We start from the raw sequence: 20,793 nt of genomic DNA on the forward strand, positions 1-20,793 counted from the left end.
TTCGTCAAATGCCCGGAGGAGGATTGTCCGTGCATGTGACGCCTGGATATCGTTTAAGTTCCTGATTCGGCGATTGATCTTCTTTTGAGGCCGCGAGCTAAACTCATCGATGTTTGCGTCGGTTAATCCAACATAGAGATCGGCGTGGTCTACCATCCCGTCAACGTAGTCGACGAGGGTGACGCCTTCGGTGGGAAGCCGTTCCTCTATGATATTACGGAACGTTTCATACAGCTGTCTAGAGGTAACACTTCCATTGATATCCGGCACTGGTCGAGACATGATATAGTGCCGGAAGAATCGATCCGGTTCGCTGATCTCGTGAACGACCTTTTCGAGGACCTTTTCCCACTGGTCGCGGATCTGCTCATACTCTTCGCTCTCGTCACCACCGGGATACTTCTCGGAGGCGACCTGGAGCAGTGCGTTCTTCATCAGATCGACTGCGGACAGTTCCAGTCCTCTGTTATTCAGTGTCTCGAACAACCGGAACGCAGAACCGGCACTATCACATTCGACAACGACGAGCGTCATCGAACCGAGGAGGTGTTTTCGGAGTTGATCAACCTCGGATTTCTCGAGGCCCTCTATCTTGTCAGCGAAAAAGTCGTAGGCTTTCCGAAGTTGTTCTTCTTCCGGAACGTTCATCGGATCTCCATCGAGAATCTCCTGATACCGATCGTTGTCGAACCGACTGAGTTCTAGTTTCGGATACTCGTTGATGTCGAAATCTGCTTCATGGAGATAGGTCTCTCGGATTTGCTCAGCAATCGGTTCCCCTATGTCTTCATAATACTGTTGCATCGCCCGGAGCAGAAGGGAGATCGTTGTGAGCCGTTGCTGACCATCTACAACCTCCATCTCGTCTAGTTCATCAATCGATTTTCTATACTGGATTACGACGATCGAACCGAGAAAGTGCGTATCTTCATCGCTAATATTGTTCAGATCGTTCCAAAATTCCGTCCATTGTGCCTCTTTCCATGAGTAGAGGCGCTGGTAATCTGGAACAGTAAACCGGTAACTCTTTTTTAGGATATGTTGAATATCGGCCTCAGAGGCAGATATCTCGAGATTGCTCCCCATATTCGTCATAGAGATTTAACTCAGTCGTGTTAATAGATTCGAACTTGAGATAGAACAATGATGAAAAATGTTGCTGACTAAATCTCGGCAGACATCTTCGAGCGTGACCTCGAGGAACATGGCGACTTATTCACTGGCTACGTCGCTGCGATAGCGACTGCCGTCGACGAGCACATCGTATCGAACCACGATTTGGTCGAACGTATCGACGAACTCTATCAGGAAACGCTCGAGGAAGATCTGAAAGGGTGAGCTTCTACTCGATTGCGAACTGAGTCGTTAACTCATCACCTCTTGGAATCGCTCGCGAAGCGCTTCCTCGCGCTCTTCGAACTGGTTGACTTTTTCCTGTATGTCAGAGCTGACGCGTTCGATGCTAGCGAGGGCTCGCTCGCCGGCGAGTGACGCCTGCGATCCGTCGTCACCGTCCCCCTCCAACTGTTGTTCATACGCCTGTTCGACGCGCTTGATCGTCCCCTCGGGGTTGAACAGGATGTCATTTGCGAGACGGACGTACTGATCGAGTGATGTCCCCTCCTTGCCTTGGAAGAAGTGGGTCAGGGCGTACGTCGCGCCGGAGTGCAGCGTCCACATGTCGATCTCGATGGGTGAGGCGGCGTTGGCCTCTGCATCGCTTGCGGCGCGTTCGGCCAGGTAGTCCGGGAAGCCGAGCAGGCTGTAGAACTCCGTCACGGTGAATGGGAGCTCAGAGAAATCGAGATCGATCTCCTGAGCATCTCGGATAAACTCGAAGAGGTCGTCGGCGACGAGTTCGACCTGTGCGAGAATCTCTTCCCACCACGTTCGGAAGTTCTGGATGTCGCCGATGTGCTTGATGACCTCCTTGTCGGTGAGTGAGCGCATCGAGTTCGAGCAGTGGCCATCCTGGGCGAATCCCTCCACGTAGACGGCGTGTTCGCCGAAGAAGTCGTAGCCGGAGGTCACACCCATCGTGATCGGATCCACCCGCCCGGGCAACCGGACCTCAAGGCCATCGAACATGATGTCCATGTGGACCTCGCCACCGCCCCGGTAGCGTCGGATCTCGCCGAACATCACATCACCCAGCGGCGTCCCGTCGATGGTCTCCTCGCGGAGGACCTCTTCCAACGGGCCGTAGACATCGACTGGATTGATGATCGCGTAACTGTCCGTGGGGATATGGAACAACGACTTTGCCTCCGCATCACCCTTTTCTGCTTGTAACCGCGACGGCTCGACGATTGCATTAAACCGCTCTGTCTCGACCCACTCGTCAGTGTAGGGATTCCGGTATGCGACTGCCGTATCGATTGCCTGTGGCAAATCTCGAATGGCTTTACTGAAGCTGAGTGGGTCGGTGACGCCGTGTCGGTCGGCATACCACTTGGGAAGTTTTGCGTCGGTACGTCCATCAAGGCCTGCGAAGACCGTAGCTATCTCTGGGTCTTTCATCGTAGCATCCACAGGCGCGTTGCGCTCTGAACCGCGCCTGCACCAATCGCTGGCGCAAAAAAAGACGCTTTACGACGGGGATATTCTGCTTTGTTGACTAGCACCCTCTGAGAGTGAACTCTGCGGAACCGAGTTGAGAAGTCATGAACTGGTCTGTCTGCAGCAGTGTTCGGACTCGATCGCCGCTATTTAGCGGGGCAATTGCCACTGTATTCAAAGAGGAGGTCAAAGGCAGGATGTTTGTACAACACTTCATCGCACCCACGACACCGGGTGAATAACTGACGCTTGGCGTCCCAGTAATCGGTCCGCTCGATGACGGAGGTGCCTTGCCGGCCAAAATGCCCACCAGTAGTAGCAAAATGATCAAATTCACAACTCCCACAGACTGGGCAGGGATCACTGAGTCCATCCCAGTCATCTCGATCAACGCCTATAATTTCTTTCGTGGTTCCGTCTTCTCTTATCACTTGAATTGAATCTTCCATTTAGAATCGCCTCCACCCCTATGGGCGATAGAAAATCGCATCACATCGCTCACTGACCCAATGAACGAGGACACCTGTAGCCACTTCACAGGTTGTGGTGGATTGTCTCTCGAAGGAAAACCAGTTGATGAGAAACCGTATGTGATTCTCGGGCGGTCACTTCAATCAGACGGGGAATCAGTCTGTACCTGCGAGAGAAACAGATTTGACGGGTACTGTTAAGCGGATGACTGTCGAACCAACCATACAGAATTGCAATGGCTCGCGTTACAGATCCACGGCCACCACTTCCGGAGTGGATTCTCGAGTGCTACGACCGGCTGTGTACGCAGGCATGTCGGTCAGACCATGGAGAAGGCAGTGTGCCATTGATCGACTACGACGACGCCACCAATATGCTGATCGCCGATGCAGAGTTAGCACTCGAGCAACGGGACGTCGAGCACGCACTTACGCGCCTCCTCGAACGAGGCTACTTCTACGAAGTCGAAGACGAACTTCGGGTCACATCCCCGGAAGAGCAGTGTTAACGACTCTTCGAAGAGCTATCCTGTATATCGATACTGATCTCGAGCCACTGCAGTCTCTTCAAATCGACCCTCCATCTCACCGCTCCATTACCGGAATTGTCCAGAAGAGATGGCTACGTTCTGCTAGAGCCTCTCCCCCAGATACTCTTTGAACACCGATTCGAATCCCTCGTCGACGACCTGCTGGACAAGCTTCGCGAACGAACTTCGATTATCCGGATCCTCCACGAGCGACCGAAATGTACTCTCGAAGTGATGCCCGTGCGAGGGACGATCCTGACTTGAGGTTTCGTGAGCGGCTTCGTGTAACACCACGAGATACAGGTCGTGCATCCAGACCGCACGTTGGCGGCTCGTCACGGTCGAGTCGGTGATCACGATGTACGTCCTGCCGTCGGTCCAGGCATCGGCACTCGCCTCGCCGTAGTACACGTCTCGCTCGATTCCAAGTTCTCGTGCGAGCACTCGAGCGAAGCGGAGATACCGCCGCTGATCAGCGTTCAACTGAGACTCATCCTCAATGCGATGATAGCCAGTCCAGACGCCCTCTGACTCTGCTTGCTCGCCAACATCGAACGTCTCTGGCACCGTTATCGATGTGTCTTCGTCAGTGGCGAGGTCGCGAAGCCGCTGCGTCGCTGCATCGCTCGTATTGAGGACGACGTAGCCACGCTCGACAAGTTTGTCCGCGCCTTTCTGGGCTCCGTCAGCCCATCCAATCTTTGGGGCTGCCTGGATCTCCTCGAGGCTGATACGGGACTCCGTTGCTAGCTGGAACAGCTTGCGATCGATCCACTGCACGTCCGATGCATCATCGCCGTCGGACGCCATCGCCTCGATCATCACTTCCCGACTCTCGGCAGTCAGCCGGTCGTCCGAGACGTCCGCGTACAGGTCGTCACGTGCCTGCTCGAGTGCGTTGTCGATCCGCTGCCAGCGCTCACAGCCCGACTGGATGTCGTTGCGCGCAAAGTTCAGCGTTAAGTTCCCTTTCGAGACGACGATTCCGCCGACTCCGTACTCCCGTTTCGTCGTCACGTACAGACCGTTGCTGTAGATATCGAGCCCCTCGTGGGGTGTGTACTCGAGTGCGAGGATCCCATCCTCGGTTTCGCGCGTGAGCGACGGATGTGGTGAGTCCGCCACTGCCTCGAGTGGATCGCCCTTGTCGACCGGTTCGCCATTGATCACGACCGAGACGCCGGTTCGGGATTGCACGTACGCGAAGCGCTTGCGAAGATCGCGAACGTAGCGCCGCCAGCGGTAGCTGTCCGGATCGGGCACTTCATCTTCGTAGTGATCGATCTCGACGAGCATCCCCTCGAGATGATGCTCAGCGTCCACGAGCTGGCCGTCGCGACTGCTGACGTCTGCCCACGGCCCAGAGTCGCGTCGATCCCGGTAGTCGAAACACAGCGCGGTGTCGTGACTCCAGATACGAACGGCACCCTTCGCAATGATCGCACCCTTACCGATACCCCACTCTCCGATCGTCTCGTCATCAGCTCGTTGCTTGCTTCCTGCACCAAGCACCGACAGGTTGCGTCGCCCTTCGGTCGACTCAAGGTCAACACCAGCGCCGTCATCGAAGATGAGCGATCGTTCAGGCGAGATACTGACCAGCACACGGGATGACCCAGGACTGTCGATGCCGTTTTGGACTGCTTCACGGATCGCGTCTGTGAGATCCGCCATCTGATCCTCGATGAGGTACGTTGCGACCCGCTCGTCAGTGGTCATCGTTACGGTCTCGTCTGTCGATGGCTGGTTGGCCGGCCTCGAGTCAGTTGCCTCGCTCGTGGCGAATTCCGAAAGCGTCGGATGGTCTGTCATGGTGTCCACCCATCTGGCACCACAGAAACCGAACCGTGCGGTCACTTGGCAGCCAGAATGAGTTCCGGTTCGACCTGACGTAGTCTCCCGGTGCTCTCGAGGAACGAGTCGAACTGTCGAAGCGAAACGACCTATAGCGTCTACTTCGAAGAAGTCCTACAGACAGTGAGCAGCGCAAAACAACGGCTCGAGGACTTGCCACCGAGTGCGAAGTTGGTCCACAAGACGCTGGAATACGAGGGCGAGTGCACACAGAAAGAACTGGTCACGAAAACCAGACTTTCATCTCGGACTGTTCGATATGCGATCTCTCGGCTTGAGGAGAAGGAGTTAGTTGAGCAACGAGTGTCCTTTCGAGACGCCCGTCAGAAGCTCTATTCGCTTGCGAAGTAGCCATAGTCCACGTGAACTTTTGGGAATCCTCTGATACCCTTGTCTTGGTAGCCTGTTCTACGAAGTCTTGAGCACGGCCACATCAGATGATGTCACCACCACACGGAACTCACTAACCGAGAATCGAATCTCGAGATCAGTCTGTGGGCCCGTCGAGTCTACAAGCCACTCAAGGGCTTCGACGTCGGTCACCCGATGGAGTTGATGCTCGTTTCGTTGGGGTCCTGTTTTTCGAGCGCATCAATGATCTCGAGCAAAAGCGGTCGATCACTTATTGTCAGTTACCTCATCGACGATGTCGATTAGCTCTTGGGCAGTCGAACTGATTCGCTCAAGCCGATCGAGGATCGTTTCGGGCTCGTCACCGTGCCACGCGGCAAGGTAAAACGCTGAGCCGCTCGTATCCAACCCGAAGTACCGCCCAACGATGTAGCCGACCGCTTCGGCCTCGAGTTCACGTTTCGATCGCTCAGCCTCGTCGTCGATGCCACTGTGTAACAGCGCGTGGGCGTACTCGTGAACGAGCGTGACGGCGAGGTCAGCGACGTTCTCGCGATCACGGACGGTGACGCGTGGCTGCTCTTGAGGGCGGTACTCACAGACGCCCTTGGCACTCCCGTGCGACCAGTCCTGGGGTGGCACGATCTCTACGTCTGCTTCGAGTGGGTCTGCTGCTTCGAGGAGTGCGGAAACCAACTTGTCAGCGTCACCTCTCGCTTCAGTCTCGGGGTCGGGCAGTGGCTCGCCGTCAGTCTGTGAGATATCGAAGACAGGCGCTGGTCGAAAGCCCACGAGTCCTTTCTCCCAACTGTCCGGCGGTGTCTCGTTGTACTCACAGTCACTGCGCTCGTGGTACGATGGCGAGTTCCCACAGTCGGGACATTGCTTCGCGATGATGGGTGCCCAGATCCAGATCGCTGTCTCCCCTTCTTTGACGTGTCGATCAAACTCGTTTTGCCATGTTCGGTAGCCGGCAACGCGTGTTGCCTGCGGACACTGGAGTTTGATCAACAGCGTATTTCGGTGCGAGTAGTCGTGGAACCGACTCTGAACATCCAACCACTCTGTGAACTGGTCGCTCGAGACGGCGTCATTGACCTCGTCGACGAGGTCCTGGACCCACGCCTCGATCGTACTGTGCATCTCATCGTGCCGGGTGTCCGAATCATCGAACGTTTCCCGGGAGCTGCTGCTCGTAGCCATGTTCGATCACTGCTTCCCGAGTCGGATCGAATCGAATCGAACTGAACTCGAGAAGACCTCCACCCCTCAGTGGGTCTCAAAAAGACGCCGGACTCGAGCAGTTGGAGAGTCGTCAGTCAGCGGACGCCGGGGTTTCCACTTTGATCGGCGCGTCGTCTGGCGTTCCGCTCTTGTTCAAGAGCGATGCTGGATATGCATCGTACGCTGGCCCGGTTAGCAATGGCTTGACTTCTGCAAGGGTTGCGGGTGTTCCGTATGGACTGCTATCCGCTGTACTATTCCAGGCATGGATCCAGAGATACGTCTGCTGAGACAATGTTCGGGAGTCTGTTGCAACGGGGACCTCTGTTCAGTTGACGCTGTCACAGGTTTTTATCCGGGAGGCGGCACTCCCTTCTCGGTTTACATGCCGGAACGACAAACTCCCTACTCAGTAGTCTCTATGCCGTTGCTTGCAAGGGGGGTGAGCGCGGGTGCAACTGATCGAGACCGCGCCCCACGAGTTCGCGGCACATTTCCTCTTCGCCGAGCACGGTCTCGATCCGTTCTTCGCGTGCGACCGTCGGATCAAGGACGGTGACGGGAGCCAGCACGCCGAATTCGAATTCGAGGGCGAACCGTGGAACGTGACGCTATCCTACCGAGATTCTGGTCTCGAGCATCCGGGAGACCAGCTCCCGACTGGAACTGATTTCCGCCTCGCGGAGATGCGCGAATTCGAACTCAACGTAAAGAGTGGCGACGATATCGCCGGTGAGCGGTCGTTCCACACTCACATCGCGCCGCGTTGGCAGGGAATGCGGAGCAAGGGCGGTAGCACAATCTCCGTGCCCGACGATCTCGAGGAAGGGGTAAACCTCCACGTTCAAGGATCGAATATCGAATTCGATCGTTATCAATCGTTGATCAAACGTGCGGCGCGCGCGGTCGGCATCAACAGTCGATACTTCGATGAGCTACACGACTTCTCGACAGTTCTTGATGCCGAGCGATACGTGCGCGTCGACAAGAACGAGAGTGGTCCAGTGCATGCTCGCGATGGTCCGATAGCCCAGTTGGGCCACTTACTCGAGAACGATCGCACAGGACGACGCAAGCTCGTTCAGTACGATATCGATGAGAGTGCTCGAGATCGCCCTGGATACTATCACACGGCGACTCTCGGCCCACATCGCGTCCGTGAGGCATTCCCGTCGCACGAGCTACCGAAGGAGGTGAAGCACTATTACACGAAGCACGCGGTAGATCTCGATAGTAACCGTTCGATAGCGCATCCGAAAGTTGGCGTGTCCTACCAGCGATCGTTCTGGAAGGATCAACTCGATGCATCACCGAACGATATCGAACGTCTCAATCGAGAACTCGAAGAGACACTTCTCAGCGTCCTTGCGGAAGCCGGTCTTCCACTTCGATCAGGTGCCGGTACCTACGTCGAAGATGCATACTTCGCGCCCGAGAACTCCGACCGAGATCGTGACATCGTCGAACTGGACTTCACGCAGATCAAGCACCGGCAAGAGTCAGTCGTCATCAAGCATCTCGCGGACGGAATCGCCCCGACAGCATGGGAGTCTCTCGAGGTTCTGGTAACCGACGGTGGCGAAGTGAGCCCCCAAGACATCGCCGACGAAACGGGCCGTCATCCAGGGAGCGTTCGTAGGGCTCTCAACAGGATTCCGGACCTGGTTGAGCGAGAATACGGGAAGGTCTCTCTGCGGTCGAAGTACATCGCCGATCTCGTCCATGATGCAGTGACAGAGGCCAGAGAAGCGACCAGACGAGCTGCGGAAGCTGGTGCTAAAGCCATCGAAGCAGCCGAACGAGGGCTCGATCAATCGACAAGTACGTTCATCGCTTGGGCTGCAAAACACGATATCGATATCCGAGATCGTGAGGGAGACGAACTTCGATTGAAGTTCGGTGTTGTAGACGATATCAGGCGAAAGCTTCGGGAAGGCTACGAACTGTGGACTGCTGCCGACATGCCAGAGGACCGATACCGGATGGCTAAGGTCCAATACAAGAAAGAGATCGACTCTGGTCTCCGGTCGATCGACAAGACTGAGACGAAATCCTTCGCCTCAGTGGCGTGGCATCACCTCAGCTGAACCAGCCTCGGTAGTGGCAACACTATCTATCGCGGCGGCTTCCCAGCAAAAGCTGCTTCTTTCTGCATAGCTCGGTGGTCCACCCCCCGGGGGGGCACGGCTCGGAGAGCCAGGAATGTGTTTTGCTGATGTCCCCCTTAGGGACACGCCTAATAAGGAATACAACACCGCCAACCGGAATTTGAACGGTTCTCGATATTGTTCCTCAAGCCGAACCCTTGTTCTATAGAATTAAATTTAATTAAATTCAGTCAAACCTAGTGTAGAACTCACTCACGCGGTTCTGGTTTTTGATGGGGGTTTCCAGCGATATGGCTCCATTCAATCTCGCATCCTGGACAATCTGTCCATACAGTCTTAGACCAAGTTTCAACGGGTTCCTCAAAAGTATAGGTGTGGGTAACTTCTGACTCGCAACACGGGCAAATGAATTCTGCTTTTGCCTCTATTTCGTATTCCTCTGTATCCTCAGAAGGACGTTCTGAGGTTGCCTCCATTCGAATCGCAGCTTCGTCTTCATTGTATTCATGGGGCCACCATGGTTCTTCTTGATCGACCTCAACACCAATTTGTCTCTTTACCTCTCTTCTCAGGTCTTCGTGGGAATCGATGAGAGTGACTAGTGTTAATCCGTGATCTGTGAGCTTAATATAATCTTCTTTATCACCGAGGATAACAGTGTCTGTACTACCCTGCAAGTCTGGAATTTGGGCACGACGCAGGCGTTTATACCCTCCCCGAATTTCACTTTCATCAGGAATCTCAATATCGTGGCTTTTAGCGTAGGATTGAATTTTCCCGGGGAAATTATTATAGTTCCGGGCCATATTTTTACCAGCCTTCCTCCCAGATGACATGACTAATAGCCAGAGAGTGGCTTCACGGCCAAGACGATCCGTGATTTGGAGCACTTGTTCGTTATTCCACGACACAGAAGGAATTCACACTTAACAAATAAAAATACAGGGGGTGGGATAGTCTGTATATCAACACAAGGCTTAACTTCCATAGTGGCTTCTCACTATAATGAGACCATGGGACGGACTAGTCCGGCAGAAGCAATGGAACGTATCGCCTGGCATCTAAATTACTGCTCGGATGAGACAGTCCCAATAAACAAGATTGCAGAGGAAACGGGCCTCTCGTGGGCGACGGCTCGGAAGTATGCGCAAGCAATTGAGACTCAACAGAAAATCGCGCCGAAAATCGAAATCGATGACAAAGGAGTCACTGTTGGAAGAAAATCGTCTGCAGTCACCCGTTTGTTCGCAAATACCACCAGAGCAATCGCTGTCTATCTGCTCAACAATGCGGAACTAAAAGGTGGAGCTACCCAACCACTAAGTTTCGAGGAACATTCGGAAGTCCTCGAGAACCACACAGAGTCTGTGGAAAAGATGGAAGCATTGGGGTGGGTGGAACTCCTTGAGGGGGAAATTCGTTTAACACCACTCGGAGTCCAGATTGCCGGGAGTGAGCGGTCAAAGGTGAAGAACACGGAACGCAACCCCCGCCACGATATCCCTCCAGTCTGGAAGAACCAAGGGGTGGCCTCTGCAGAGTTCAGCGGAAACATTATCAAGTTCGATGAAGAGCAAGAAGAAGCCTCGAATACCTTCGATAAGGACGGCAAAACAAGCCATTCTATCGATCCAACAACTGCCGCAATGGCGTGATTTGAATGCCTAGTTCAGAAGAATTTGACCAAGCATTAGATACGATCGCGGAATATGTCCATGCAATTGGGGATGAGATCAGCGAAGAAAATGTCGGATCTCTAACTGTAGAGGTTCGAGGAGAGGAATATGAACTAACTGGACACACTTGCGTCGGTGAGGAAGATAGTGTTTATATGATTGCCGGACATCCTGATCTGGAATTTTTCTACGTCGTCTACGCATTGTCCGTGACGGGGAATGTTGCTAATCAGTTAGATGAATCGATTGTTGACGGACTACTTGAGGGTCAAGAGGACCTCGATGACACAGTACGTAAAAGAAGGGCAGCGAAGATGCTTCTTGAACGTCTTCCAAGAGGTGATATGGATGCACTCAAAGCATATACATTCATGTTCTTGTCTTCTGGACATAATAATACTCTACTCCATAGTGATGAGAATGGCGTATTCGAATATTATACTGTGGAGAACCAAATCTTCCCGTATGAAGATGACTTTAGTATTCGAGAAGTCCAAGATGCTGTTCAGTCAACAGTGACTGGTGGGAGAAGAGGGAACCATCTTCTCCGCCGGACATTATTCATAGATAAGGATGAGGATGATCCAAGTGAATCTGAAATCAATCTAAATTTCGGCTGGTGATTCCGCTCCTACATAATCTGCCGCGTTGAATAGCACTTCTGAGCGGAAATGAAGCAACGTCGATTCTGAGGCTACTCGCGTCAGCGATCTACAAGTCAAATCCGGGTGTGGTTCCTCATCAAAACACTGTTATTCAATAGAGCAAAGCAATTCAATATCTCACATAGGTGTCAATTCAAGAACTTCGATTCTGCTTCATAGTGTCCGGTTTGCCTGCATTCCGGATAGGATCTGATGAAATCTAGCTCGCTCAGGGTACTCAAGAGGGAAGATGAAATCAATTCTGTCCGACTCTCACCGAATTCTCGGACACAATGAGTCCGGTAATCACGTCTGCGAACCTAACGCTGCCCCTTATATTAGATAATACGGGTGTTGAGTCAGCACGGTTACTGAAGGTCCAGAAGTTGTTCGAGGAGTCTAATGCAGTAGATCACGGCAATGTCGGACGCCCAGTTCACCTCATTGAAGATGGTATGGACAAGTTGCCGTTCCTTCTCTATCTCCGAGGCTGGACGTCGCTTCATGTACCTGACTCCGTCAAGCGGCGTGCAACCGGGAAGATCGGGCGAAATCTTCGGAACCTGGTAGGCCGGTGCCTCCTCCATTTCGAACTCGCCCATGTCCTCTGTTTCCCGTGTCGTCGTGATCTCTTCTCTCCGCCGGACCTCGTCGATCCGATCGTACAGGTCAAGAATGTAATCTTCCCTGCTGCCATTGAACATGACGATGCTCTCGGCGTTGTGAAACTGCAGCAGGTTCAGCTCATCAACAACTTCTTCGTTTTTGATTAGGACTTGTCTCTTGGAGTTCTGGTCGAACCGGTAGACATCTGGATCGTAGAGGAGCAGGATACGGTGCTGGTCAACCGGGCAGTAGATTTTTAGGCCACGGTTTCCTATGCCTGCAGGAACTAGGCCGAGTTGGTGTTTATACTGTGGGATGTCGAGAACCATTGGGGCGTCTGAGACGATGAACTCCTGATCGGTGACGTTGCACAGCATCACTCCGTCGAGATCTTTGATTCCGATGTAGCCGAAAATGCCCTGGGCAATGAGGAAGTGGTGTACGCCGAGGAGATGGGCTTCAACCAGTTTCTCCATTTTTTCTTCTTCGTCGAAGTCGTCTTTCCACTCTATCTTGTCTCCATACCTGTCGGCACCCATGTCGTCTTCGACGGCGCCTTTCAGGAAGTCGTAGCCCTGTTCGATGTCCTCCTTTGTCGCCCGGCTTCTAGTGCGTTGGGTGGTGATGAAAGAGAGCAGGAGTTCGATACGCTGCTGGGAGAGATCGGTCAAGTCGTCTCCGTTACGGAGTTCTCTGAATGGGTGGGCGTGGTAGCCGTCGAGGTTCGCCAGCTCGTCTTCTACGACTGGAGGGTTTCCGTAGAAGTAGTTCCGGGAGCAAACTGAGTCAGTAGTATCGGGGAATATCTTTCCGGCGGAGAGGGGTAAGACGTTGAGTTTTCCGTCCGTGGCCCAGGCACGGAGGTAGTGCTTGGGAACATAGTGCTGGTTCTTCTTCTCCGGCATCCTCTTACGTCACAAGTAGCGATTCAGGCGTTAAAAAGGGTTTCAGCGGGAGACGAAGTCGTTCGGTTCGAGATCCGTCATTCCATGGAGACTTGCGGTATTACCTTCGAGCAGGATTTCCGTAGAAGCCTTTGGAGGAGTACGAGGAGGGCGTTGCAGTCCCTACTGATCTCTGTAGTAGTGACGCTGGATCCTCCGTGGATGACGTGGCTCCGGACTCGACACCAGAAGTATTCAGGGGGTGATGTCGTCGCGTCCATAGATGTCGTCTCCGTACTGGGTTTTGAGGCTGCCGTTATCCGGAACTCGAGGTACACTGATCACCAACAGCGCAATTCGGGAACTGAAATGCTATCTCGGTTCGCCTTTCCACCAAGCTATATTGAGTGGTGGGAATATTTTTGGCTGTCTGACTTGATAGTCGTTGAATATGACGACGTTCATTCCCTCTTATCTTCGTCCCTTAAGTCAAGTACGAACAGGAAACCAGTCACGAGTTGATAAAAAGGCGGAGCAGGTTGAGGTCATCCGGTGTCCAGGATTACAGTCTTTAGCATTTGAACAGTATGAAACAGTCAAGTTGTGGGTTAACGAGCAGGCCTATCACGGAAAGACAAAGGTCACCAGCGACAGGGAGATACGAGTCGATAAGACCGTAGATAATCCCGGTCATCATTGGTGGGTCATTTCACGGGGCCTGCTTGAGAACATCGACCCGCCTCTCCGGGAACACGCCGATATTTTCGATTTGCTGATTGCTCTTAACTTGTGTACGGATGATCCGGTCTTCTTCTCGCAGAACCCTGGTCAGGTGATTGGAGGAGCGTATAAGTATGAAAGAGGTGCGTTGAACTATCGAGGCGATCTTTCGTCGGGGAACATTGCTACAGCATTACTCGGGATGAATGAGATCCCAAAAGAGGTTGAAATCACTGGTGACGTGGTATCGGTCTTTGAGCAAGTCAGAGAGTACCGATCAAAGCAGATTGCAACTGATGCGGAGATGGATATTCGGATTGCCCTTCACATGTACGATGATGCACTGTCGTCTGATCTCTGGACTGCTGCTGCCAATCTGTACTACGTCTGCGAAAACGTTCTGTTCTCTGGGAAGTACGGGGACAAAGATCAACTGATCGCTGAGAATACTGCGACGAGCGAGGAACAGGCTAAGAAGTGGCGTAAGATGGTTAACAGGGTGAAGCACCCAGATAAGGGGAAGGATGTCGCTGGAATACTTGACCGTGACGAGTTAGAGATACCATCTCTTCGAATGATGAGGCGAACAGCGAACACTGTTCTCAAGCAGGGGATGGCTGAAGTTGGCTCAGAGTAGCGGTGATAGTCTTCTGGAATGGTCAAATCAAAGCCTTGTTGAGAGAATCGAGTACCCCCACCTGATCTCTTGACTACGAGGTTCTCTCGGTCGTTTCACTTTCACGACGGCTACACAGGATTTTTGACAGGTGCGACCATTGATCTATGTATGACAACAAATAACGCGCTCCTCGTGAACCGTGCTTTAGAACTTCTCTTGACGGTGTTCGCTGGTATTCTGACTGGAATCTGGGCTGCTGTTACTAGCCTACAAGTCCAGTGCGCTGTCAAGGTCAGTATGTCCGCAGTCTGCCGAGGCATTATAGTCATCCTCCGTAATATCGTCCGATTCCTTGTCCGTCAGTATCCGACCGCTCGAAATATCGTGCGTCGCGGAATCGTCGGAGGGTGGCGGTATTTCCGCAGTCAATTCAACAGGAATCGATCCTCGATGATACGAAGCACCCGGAATCAGCTTTCTCCCCTCGAATGGGTGGCAATCACTGTCTCTCTATGTGTTTTGTGGGCCAACTTTGCCGCTGGAATCGCGATGCTGCTGATGACGATCGTCGTCTTCTTTCAGGATGCAGACCAGCTGTCGTTGTCTTCGTTTGGGGTTGACTCAGCAGGCGTCGGAAGCATCGTCGGGGTCGGGACCACTTTGCTCATCAATCTCTTTGTCCTGTTCAGTGCGATCCCGGCGACGATCAACTATATTCGGACACAGATATAGCACCTGTTTTATCCTCTGTGTTTTCGCGGTTGTGGGATCCTGCAGACGGAGAATAGAGGGGACAAGGTATCTCCACAATAATATTATTTCCCATAGATTCGGTGGCGCTCTCAGTGATTATCTGTAAGAGTATAGAATGTCGGATCTATAGAGTTTTCATGCTCTGCTAAATACGCTTCACTATGGTAGAGAGCAGTGGACATCGAGGCCAGTTGCGGATTCTTCTGTATCTCCTGGCCGCTGGTCTGGTATTCCTCGCGCTTGGAGTAGGCGCACACCACTACTTTGGCTCCACGGGACTCACGGTGGTTGATGTGACTGTTTCAGCGTTTCTCTCCGCTGCATTGGTCATGCTCTATTTCCGGCAGACATCTATTCTCGAGGCTCAGCATGATCTCCTCGCCCAGGAATTGAATCGGGAGGCTCGGCAGCAGCATACGGAGACACTCCGAGATCGGGTGCGGCTATGGCATGGAGATCCAGACAGGGGGACAGCTGACAATCCGCTTGATCAACCGGGGACGAACCTGCCAGCAGTAGCCGATGCTTCGTTTGAATCTGCACCAACAGGATCGTATACGGCGATACCTGTTGAAGAGCAGCCATTTCAGGTTCTTCCGCATCGTCTCGAGGGTGATCGATATCTTGCCGACCTGTTCGAGAATCATGCGCCTGATCTTCGGGAGAAAAAGGAGGAAATCGAAGAGCTATATACGGAGTTTGATTCGTTGAGAGACGAGTTTTGCGAGGACTTTGATGGCGGCATTATCCACGAGACAGAGAACTTCACGTTTGAGCCGGACGGGTATTTCAATCGGTGGATGTTCGAGACTTTAGTGAAATATGAACGCCGGATTTTTGAGGATTTCGAGGAACTTCGGAAGCGGACACGGTCCCAGTTTAAGCAGGGTGGTTCTGGTTTCCATCCGGATAAACCGCAGATTCAGATTCGGGCTAACATCCGCGGTGAGATCAGCCCTCTGGTTTACTCTGCGGTTTTGGATGGCGCGGACCGAGCCGAGTTACAGGAACAGCGATCTGAGGCAGTGGATGAAGCAGAGAAATTATTTGAACAGGTTCTGGATCAGTTGGAGGAAGACTATCCATATGAGCAACTGGAGCGGGCTGCAGCGGTTCTTGATGAAGCAGCAGCAGCGATTGATGAATTAGAGAATCTACTGGTTGAGTATGATGGCCGTCCGATCTATTCTGGTGATTGTAAGTATCTTGAGGAGGCTCGCATCTCGAATAGCTGAAGGTCAGCAATTATCCGAACGTTCGGATCGCATTCCTCAGTCGATTTTACTTCTAATCCACTTGGAGATCCTTCGTGGTTGGGTGTCCTTGAATCTCAGATTTATCCCTACAGACTATGAAGAACCAGTTTGTCAGTGCAAAAGTTAGGCCTGATTCTTTCTCAAATGTCCTCGAAGACAGGCTTTGCGGACATGTTTGTTTGACTCTGCTACCTGTAGCCATCAGACTCCTCGTTGTCGGTAGCGTATCTAAGTCAAGCATTACGCAGACTCGGCTTGCAACTCCTCGAGAGCAGCTTCTAGCGACCCCTGAAACTGCCACGTGGCTTGCTCGAACGCCTCGTCTGTCGGCCCGTCCCACCGCGGAAAGCCGGCATGGTCGCTCACCTTGACGGTCCACTCGGCCGGTTCGTCGAATGGGTTCCGCGACGGCAATTCGACGATGTAGAGATACTTTTCGTCACCGTGAATGCCGGTGTCAGGATTCTCAACGCCGTGGCCGAGCAGGAACAGCGGTTGCTCAAGATGCTCCATGTTCGACGGGTCCAGCAAGTCATCCGGCTGATCTGCGCGAATGCTTCGCTCACGTCCTTCGTCCACGTAGAGGCTCATACTCGAGACCGTCTCGAGGAAGATGAACTGCGCAGCGGCGTAGCTGGGTCCACGTTCCGTTTGTGTCTCATCGAGCAACTGCTTGAGATGAGCGAGGTCTTGGAGGACGCTCTCGGGATAACCGTCGGAATGCCGGTAGACCTGTGCGATGCGATTGGTTGAGTCCTGTTCTGCTGCAGACTCGTTTCGGTGGACGAATCGGAGTTGACTTCGTGTTGACATCGTTCTTTCCTCTCCGGCGCGAGTGCGCCGGCACCCATCACCGGCGCACAAACAACTCCTGCGGATGGGGTGCTCTGGCGTCTAAGTACGGCTACCTCGACTCTCCGTACCAGGTTGGAGACGTCTACGAGTTCGTCCATGGTGTTGGACTCGTCCTGCTCGAGAAGTTCTCTCCGTAGAGAGAGTCATCGAACTGTTCATACTGTCCATATTGAAGTCTCCTGAATCGACAAGTACAGGTAGAATAAGTGCCGGAAAAGACTACGTGTAAAGTCACCTACTATCAATGACAGCGAGCACAGTATTTCCTATCAGGACTGTCGCTCCTGCAAATAGGCTCGCAATCAGTACCACTCCCAGTTCGGAAGAAAATAGGTGACCACCAAATAACCAGCCGAGAAGAACACCGATAGCCGCAAAAATTGGCGACCCAAAAATAACATACCATTTATTGTTCCATGCCGATAAGTCAGTCCGAAATATTCTGGCTTTCAACGAGGCATCCATACGAAGATAATTGATGTCAACCTAAAAATATTTGCTGCATAGTCCGCACATCTACTTACTGGCCAATTCACCGCAGCAGTCGGTGGATCAAACCAGTGAGAGAGTTCTCTGACACCCGTCGAGAACAAAGTTTAGTCGAGTTGGCGCGTAACTTCCCCGTATGCCTTTCAGCGTCAGTTGGCACACGCTTCTCGAGCATCTGGATGAGCTGCCGGCGGACGCGACACTGATCACACCATTGTCGCACTCCCACATCCACATCACAGATATCCAGGAACACCGCATTATCGTCCAGTTCGACGAGTCCAGCGAGAAGCGCCCGCTCCAACGCGATCAGTTTGAGACACTCTACCATCAGATACAGACCGCGCACGATGGGTTTGATCTCGACCGGCTCCCGCCAGATGCTGATCCGTTTCCAGCGGTGTTGAGTGTTCATCCCCGGTTCGAGATCGACGAAGACGCGGGTGTGATCACCGAGACCGACGGACCGACGACGACCCAACTGGCCGACACAGCACACGAACCTGATGACGACGACCGCACCGAACCAGACGGTCTGGACGTCTACTCGGATGCCCTGCTCCTAATCGATGCACTCGAGCGCCACGACGTAACTGACCTGCCTGAGTTGGAGACGGCCACACTGGTGAATCTCTATACGCTGCTGTCGGATGTCCAGCGAGACGCCAACGACTTTCGCCAGGAGGTCGCCGATGTGCTTCTCTCACGGCTTCATCACGACCGTCCTGTTGCCGGTCAGTACGGCTCCGTCCAGCGCACGAGTCGCCGTAACCGCTCGCTCAAAGATGACGAAGACGTCCTCTCCATGCTCGAGGCGGAAGGGATTGACCGCGAGCGCGTTATGAGCGTTGATCGCCAGAAGGTCGACGAAGCACTTGAGGTGACGACGCTTACCGAATCCGATGTCTACGAGATCGATGAGAGCGAGTACGTTCGCAAGGCGGAGGTTGATGACGACGTCAAGGAGTCGCGCCTTCAGGGCTTGAAGGACCGACTTGCCGCCAGCGAGGAGACAGAAGCCGAGGAACTGCGACAAGAGATCGAGGCCCTCGAAGAGCGTATCGATGACCTCACGAGCTTCCGGGCAGGGACGGAGGTACAGGGATGACTGGTGACAGCTTTTGTGGCATCACGTACAGAGCAAGGAATCAGCAGGCTTCCTCCCGGTCGTCCTGCAAGCTGACACTGGCAGTGTCGAGTTAGTCATCGTCGTCCTGCGAGCGGAGTTCGATAGCCCGCTTCTCGAGTTGGCGGAGGATCGGGACACGTTGTTGGTGTTGGTTTTCGTAGGCGATGCAGGCTCGCAGCGTCTCCATATCGTTGATCGTCGCGATGCTGGCGTTGATGAGTCGTGTGTTTGGTGCCTCGAGCCGCTGGGCTGGTGAGAGGTTGCTCGAGTTTCGAGGTTGCTCTGACGTATCGCTCATTGGATGTTGCCTCTACCCCTGTTGAGGCACGAAAAACTGCATTGCTCTCTGGTTTTTCCGCAAGTGAGAGATGACCACGTGCTACGATAAGTACGGGGGAAGCACCGGTCGTTCGCTGCAGCGGTTATACGGTTCGAAGGTCATCTGTCGCCTGTGACTGGATGGCGGCTGCTGCGACTTCGTCGGCTCTCCTGATGAGTTCCGCTTCGATCGTCGCCGGCTCGACCGGCGTTCGGCTCGTATGGGAGAGCACGATGTGTGCCAGTTCGACTGGCAGGTCCACTGCTGCAACGACGTAGACTCCGTAGTAGGGATGTCCGAGCAGGTTGTAGACCGGCGTCTCGGCCATCCCGTCGAATTCGGCGAGTTTGCTCACGTCGTGGATGAGTGCACCAGCAACCACAGTATCCAATGAGAGCGTGACCTCGCGCCGCTCAAGAAGCGTCTCCGCGAGTGTGACGGCACAGGCAGTTACGTCCCGAACGTGGCTTACCAGCCGTTCGTTCTCCAACCCTAACGCACGCTGTATTGGTGGCAGCCACGGTACCTCGGTGAGGTCGTCGATGTCGTTCTCTTCGATGGCCGTCGCCCACGCACTGGCAACGCCCGCTCGAAGATCGTCGTCTTCGATCACCTCGAGTTCGGGAAACGCGGCTCTGACTACATCCTCGCTCATGTCTCTGCTGTCAGTATTGACCACTAAAAGTACCCGCCGTGCAGTGATGCTCACTTCGCAGCTTGCGCTCTCACCTGCTGCTAGCGTTCTGCGCCATAGACGATTTTTGAGGGGGCTTCGTAGCCACAGTTGGGACAGTCGAACCATCGTTTGACCTTCGCACCAGTGGCAGATTTCTGGCCGACGATGACATCGTCGTTCGGACACTCCGGACAAGCGAGTTCGGGAGCTGGACGATCACGAAGTGTATCCCGAAAGCTGGTCGCCTCCTTCGTCTCGAAGCCGCGCGACCACACTGGATAGCCGTCGACGAGGATTGCTGCCCGCCACTTGTACGCGTAGGAGTCCGGGGCACGATGCAGGACGGCTTGCGCTCCAGTCTCCGTATTTCGATATGCCAGCGTGGGTGTTCGACTCTCTCGTGTCCAGTTGGTAATTCGGGGCATGATTACTCAGAAATGGACGTCTGCCGGCACGATCCAGCACGTCTCGCGCTCGTGCTCGTCAGTCTCCTCGAGGAGGCGATCGAGGTGTCCACGATGGCGGATCCCAGTCGCATGCTGATCATATAGGCAGATCGACGGGCCACGGGAGGCACCGACCTGTTGGAAGGCGTGCCGAGCGAGGCCCTCATCGCGCATGATCTCATCGTCGCTGCGTTCCTCGAGTGCGGTTTTCACCCGGTCCAGATTTCGTTGGAACGTTTCCGCCGTAGTCTCCCAGGCTCGCTCGAGGAGTTCTTCGCCTTCGTCGGACGTAACGGGCGCAGCCGTCGGCAGGTCGCCCCACCGTGCTTTTCCAGCCACTGTCGTCTCCTCTTCGTCGAAGGTAACGTAGTAGTCGAACACTGCACAAGAATCCGGCTCCGCGCCAACCAGTCGGTCGAACACGTTCTTTCCGGTTGACAGTGCCTCGTCTGCTGTCGATTCCTCTACCAGTGCGTAAACGATCATATGCATCTGGGATACCTCACTGTGCCGACGCTCTGGTCAGTACTCGTCTGTCCTTACTCAGTGCGCCGGCAGCCATTATCGGCGCACAAAATCACGGTGCAACGCGTCTGTCTCATGGAGTAGAGCGATCCGGATCGGT

Annotated in this window: 21 protein-coding genes; 9 read left to right on the top strand and 12 right to left on the bottom strand. The window is 53.7% G+C overall.

Features of this window, described 5'->3' with window-relative positions; all coding sequences use genetic code 11:
- Together BDK88_RS20505 and BDK88_RS20510 are read right to left on the bottom strand one after the other, a co-directional pair.
- The coding region (locus BDK88_RS20505) for a DUF262 domain-containing protein (RefSeq protein WP_130501981.1) at positions 1-1,086 on the bottom strand (1,086 nt) is incomplete at its 3' end.
- Between the two features lie 279 nt (positions 1,087-1,365).
- On the bottom strand, positions 1,366-2,520 hold the full coding sequence (locus BDK88_RS20510) for a hypothetical protein (RefSeq protein ID WP_130501982.1): 1,155 nt from the start codon (positions 2,518-2,520) through the stop codon (positions 1,366-1,368).
- A gap of 745 nt (positions 2,521-3,265) precedes the next feature.
- On the opposite strand from BDK88_RS20510, the gene BDK88_RS20515 reads away from it, so the two are divergent.
- Positions 3,266-3,538: a hypothetical protein gene (locus BDK88_RS20515; RefSeq protein WP_130501983.1), complete on the top strand. Its 273-nt coding sequence runs from the start codon at positions 3,266-3,268 to the stop codon at positions 3,536-3,538.
- Positions 3,539-3,661: 123 nt separating this feature from the next.
- On the opposite strand, the gene BDK88_RS20520 is transcribed toward BDK88_RS20515, so the two are convergent.
- Positions 3,662-5,371, bottom strand: a complete 1,710-nt coding sequence (locus BDK88_RS20520) for an ATP-binding protein (protein ID WP_130501984.1) — start codon at positions 5,369-5,371, stop codon at positions 3,662-3,664.
- Positions 5,372-5,536: 165 nt separating this feature from the next.
- Between BDK88_RS20520 and BDK88_RS20525 the strand changes: the two genes are divergently transcribed.
- Positions 5,537-5,764 (top strand): MarR family transcriptional regulator, encoded by a 228-nt coding sequence (locus BDK88_RS20525; RefSeq protein WP_130501985.1) that lies wholly within the window; start codon positions 5,537-5,539, stop codon positions 5,762-5,764.
- Between the two features lie 57 nt (positions 5,765-5,821).
- Here BDK88_RS20525 and BDK88_RS22455 read toward each other — a convergent pair whose 3' ends face one another.
- Together BDK88_RS22455 and BDK88_RS20535 are read right to left on the bottom strand one after the other, a co-directional pair.
- Entirely contained in the window at positions 5,822-5,956 is a 135-nt protein-coding gene (locus BDK88_RS22455; protein WP_394342684.1) for a hypothetical protein, read from the bottom strand.
- A gap of 75 nt (positions 5,957-6,031) precedes the next feature.
- Positions 6,032-6,967, bottom strand: a complete 936-nt coding sequence (locus BDK88_RS20535; protein WP_130501986.1) for an ArdC-like ssDNA-binding domain-containing protein — start codon at positions 6,965-6,967, stop codon at positions 6,032-6,034.
- A 473-nt stretch (positions 6,968-7,440) separates the two neighbouring features.
- Between BDK88_RS20535 and BDK88_RS20545 the strand changes: the two genes are divergently transcribed.
- Positions 7,441-9,075: a DUF7845 domain-containing protein gene (locus BDK88_RS20545; RefSeq protein WP_130501987.1), complete on the top strand. Its 1,635-nt coding sequence runs from the start codon at positions 7,441-7,443 to the stop codon at positions 9,073-9,075.
- A gap of 269 nt (positions 9,076-9,344) precedes the next feature.
- Here the strand turns inward: BDK88_RS20545 and BDK88_RS20550 are convergent, their stop codons facing one another.
- Complete coding sequence (locus BDK88_RS20550; protein ID WP_130501988.1) at positions 9,345-9,932, bottom strand: hypothetical protein; 588 nt, start codon at positions 9,930-9,932, stop codon at positions 9,345-9,347.
- 204 nt (positions 9,933-10,136) lie between these two features.
- Here BDK88_RS20550 and BDK88_RS20555 point away from each other — a divergent pair, with 204 nt between their 5' ends.
- Positions 10,137-10,751 carry a hypothetical protein gene (locus tag BDK88_RS20555; RefSeq protein WP_165397022.1) on the top strand — a complete coding sequence of 205 codons (615 nt, stop codon included), beginning with the start codon at positions 10,137-10,139 and terminating at the stop codon, positions 10,749-10,751.
- A gap of 5 nt (positions 10,752-10,756) precedes the next feature.
- Entirely contained in the window at positions 10,757-11,395 is a 639-nt protein-coding gene (locus BDK88_RS20560) for a hypothetical protein (protein WP_130501990.1), read from the top strand.
- 389 nt (positions 11,396-11,784) lie between these two features.
- Here BDK88_RS20560 and BDK88_RS20565 read toward each other — a convergent pair whose 3' ends face one another.
- Positions 11,785-12,927: a DUF4238 domain-containing protein gene (locus tag BDK88_RS20565; RefSeq protein WP_130501991.1), complete on the bottom strand. Its 1,143-nt coding sequence runs from the start codon at positions 12,925-12,927 to the stop codon at positions 11,785-11,787.
- Positions 12,928-13,357: 430 nt separating this feature from the next.
- On the opposite strand from BDK88_RS20565, the gene BDK88_RS20570 reads away from it, so the two are divergent.
- The 3 genes from BDK88_RS20570 to BDK88_RS20580 all read left to right on the top strand — a co-directional run bounded on the left by BDK88_RS20570 (position 13,358) and on the right by BDK88_RS20580 (position 16,233).
- A complete protein-coding gene (locus BDK88_RS20570) occupies positions 13,358-14,263 on the top strand; it encodes a hypothetical protein (RefSeq protein ID WP_130501992.1) in 906 nt (301 codons plus the stop codon).
- 150 nt (positions 14,264-14,413) lie between these two features.
- Complete coding sequence (locus BDK88_RS20575) at positions 14,414-14,977, top strand: hypothetical protein (protein ID WP_130501993.1); 564 nt, start codon at positions 14,414-14,416, stop codon at positions 14,975-14,977.
- 182 nt (positions 14,978-15,159) lie between these two features.
- Positions 15,160-16,233 carry a hypothetical protein gene (locus BDK88_RS20580; RefSeq protein WP_130501994.1) on the top strand — a complete coding sequence of 358 codons (1,074 nt, stop codon included), beginning with the start codon at positions 15,160-15,162 and terminating at the stop codon, positions 16,231-16,233.
- Positions 16,234-16,494: 261 nt separating this feature from the next.
- Here BDK88_RS20580 and BDK88_RS20585 read toward each other — a convergent pair whose 3' ends face one another.
- Entirely contained in the window at positions 16,495-17,067 is a 573-nt protein-coding gene (locus BDK88_RS20585) for a hypothetical protein (RefSeq protein ID WP_130501995.1), read from the bottom strand.
- A 667-nt stretch (positions 17,068-17,734) separates the two neighbouring features.
- Here BDK88_RS20585 and BDK88_RS20590 point away from each other — a divergent pair.
- Complete coding sequence (locus BDK88_RS20590; RefSeq protein WP_130501996.1) at positions 17,735-18,706, top strand: hypothetical protein; 972 nt, start codon at positions 17,735-17,737, stop codon at positions 18,704-18,706.
- A gap of 91 nt (positions 18,707-18,797) precedes the next feature.
- On the opposite strand, the gene BDK88_RS20595 is transcribed toward BDK88_RS20590, so the two are convergent.
- From BDK88_RS20595 to BDK88_RS20610, 4 genes are all read right to left on the bottom strand, one after another.
- A complete protein-coding gene (locus BDK88_RS20595; RefSeq protein WP_130501997.1) occupies positions 18,798-19,025 on the bottom strand; it encodes a hypothetical protein in 228 nt (75 codons plus the stop codon).
- Between the two features lie 124 nt (positions 19,026-19,149).
- Positions 19,150-19,701, bottom strand: coding sequence for an HD domain-containing protein (locus tag BDK88_RS20600; RefSeq protein ID WP_130501998.1), 552 nt, complete (start codon positions 19,699-19,701; stop codon positions 19,150-19,152).
- An 80-nt stretch (positions 19,702-19,781) separates the two neighbouring features.
- The gene (locus BDK88_RS20605) at positions 19,782-20,147 is read right to left on the bottom strand and encodes a DUF7568 family protein (RefSeq protein ID WP_130501999.1); all 366 of its coding nucleotides are present in this window, start codon (positions 20,145-20,147) and stop codon (positions 19,782-19,784) included.
- 6 nt (positions 20,148-20,153) lie between these two features.
- Positions 20,154-20,660: a hypothetical protein gene (locus BDK88_RS20610; protein ID WP_130502000.1), complete on the bottom strand. Its 507-nt coding sequence runs from the start codon at positions 20,658-20,660 to the stop codon at positions 20,154-20,156.
- Between the last annotated feature and the right edge of the window lie 133 nt (positions 20,661-20,793).

The sequence above is a fragment of the Natrinema hispanicum genome, assembly GCF_004217335.1.
Taxonomy (GTDB): Archaea; Halobacteriota; Halobacteria; order Halobacteriales; family Natrialbaceae; genus Natrinema; species Natrinema hispanicum.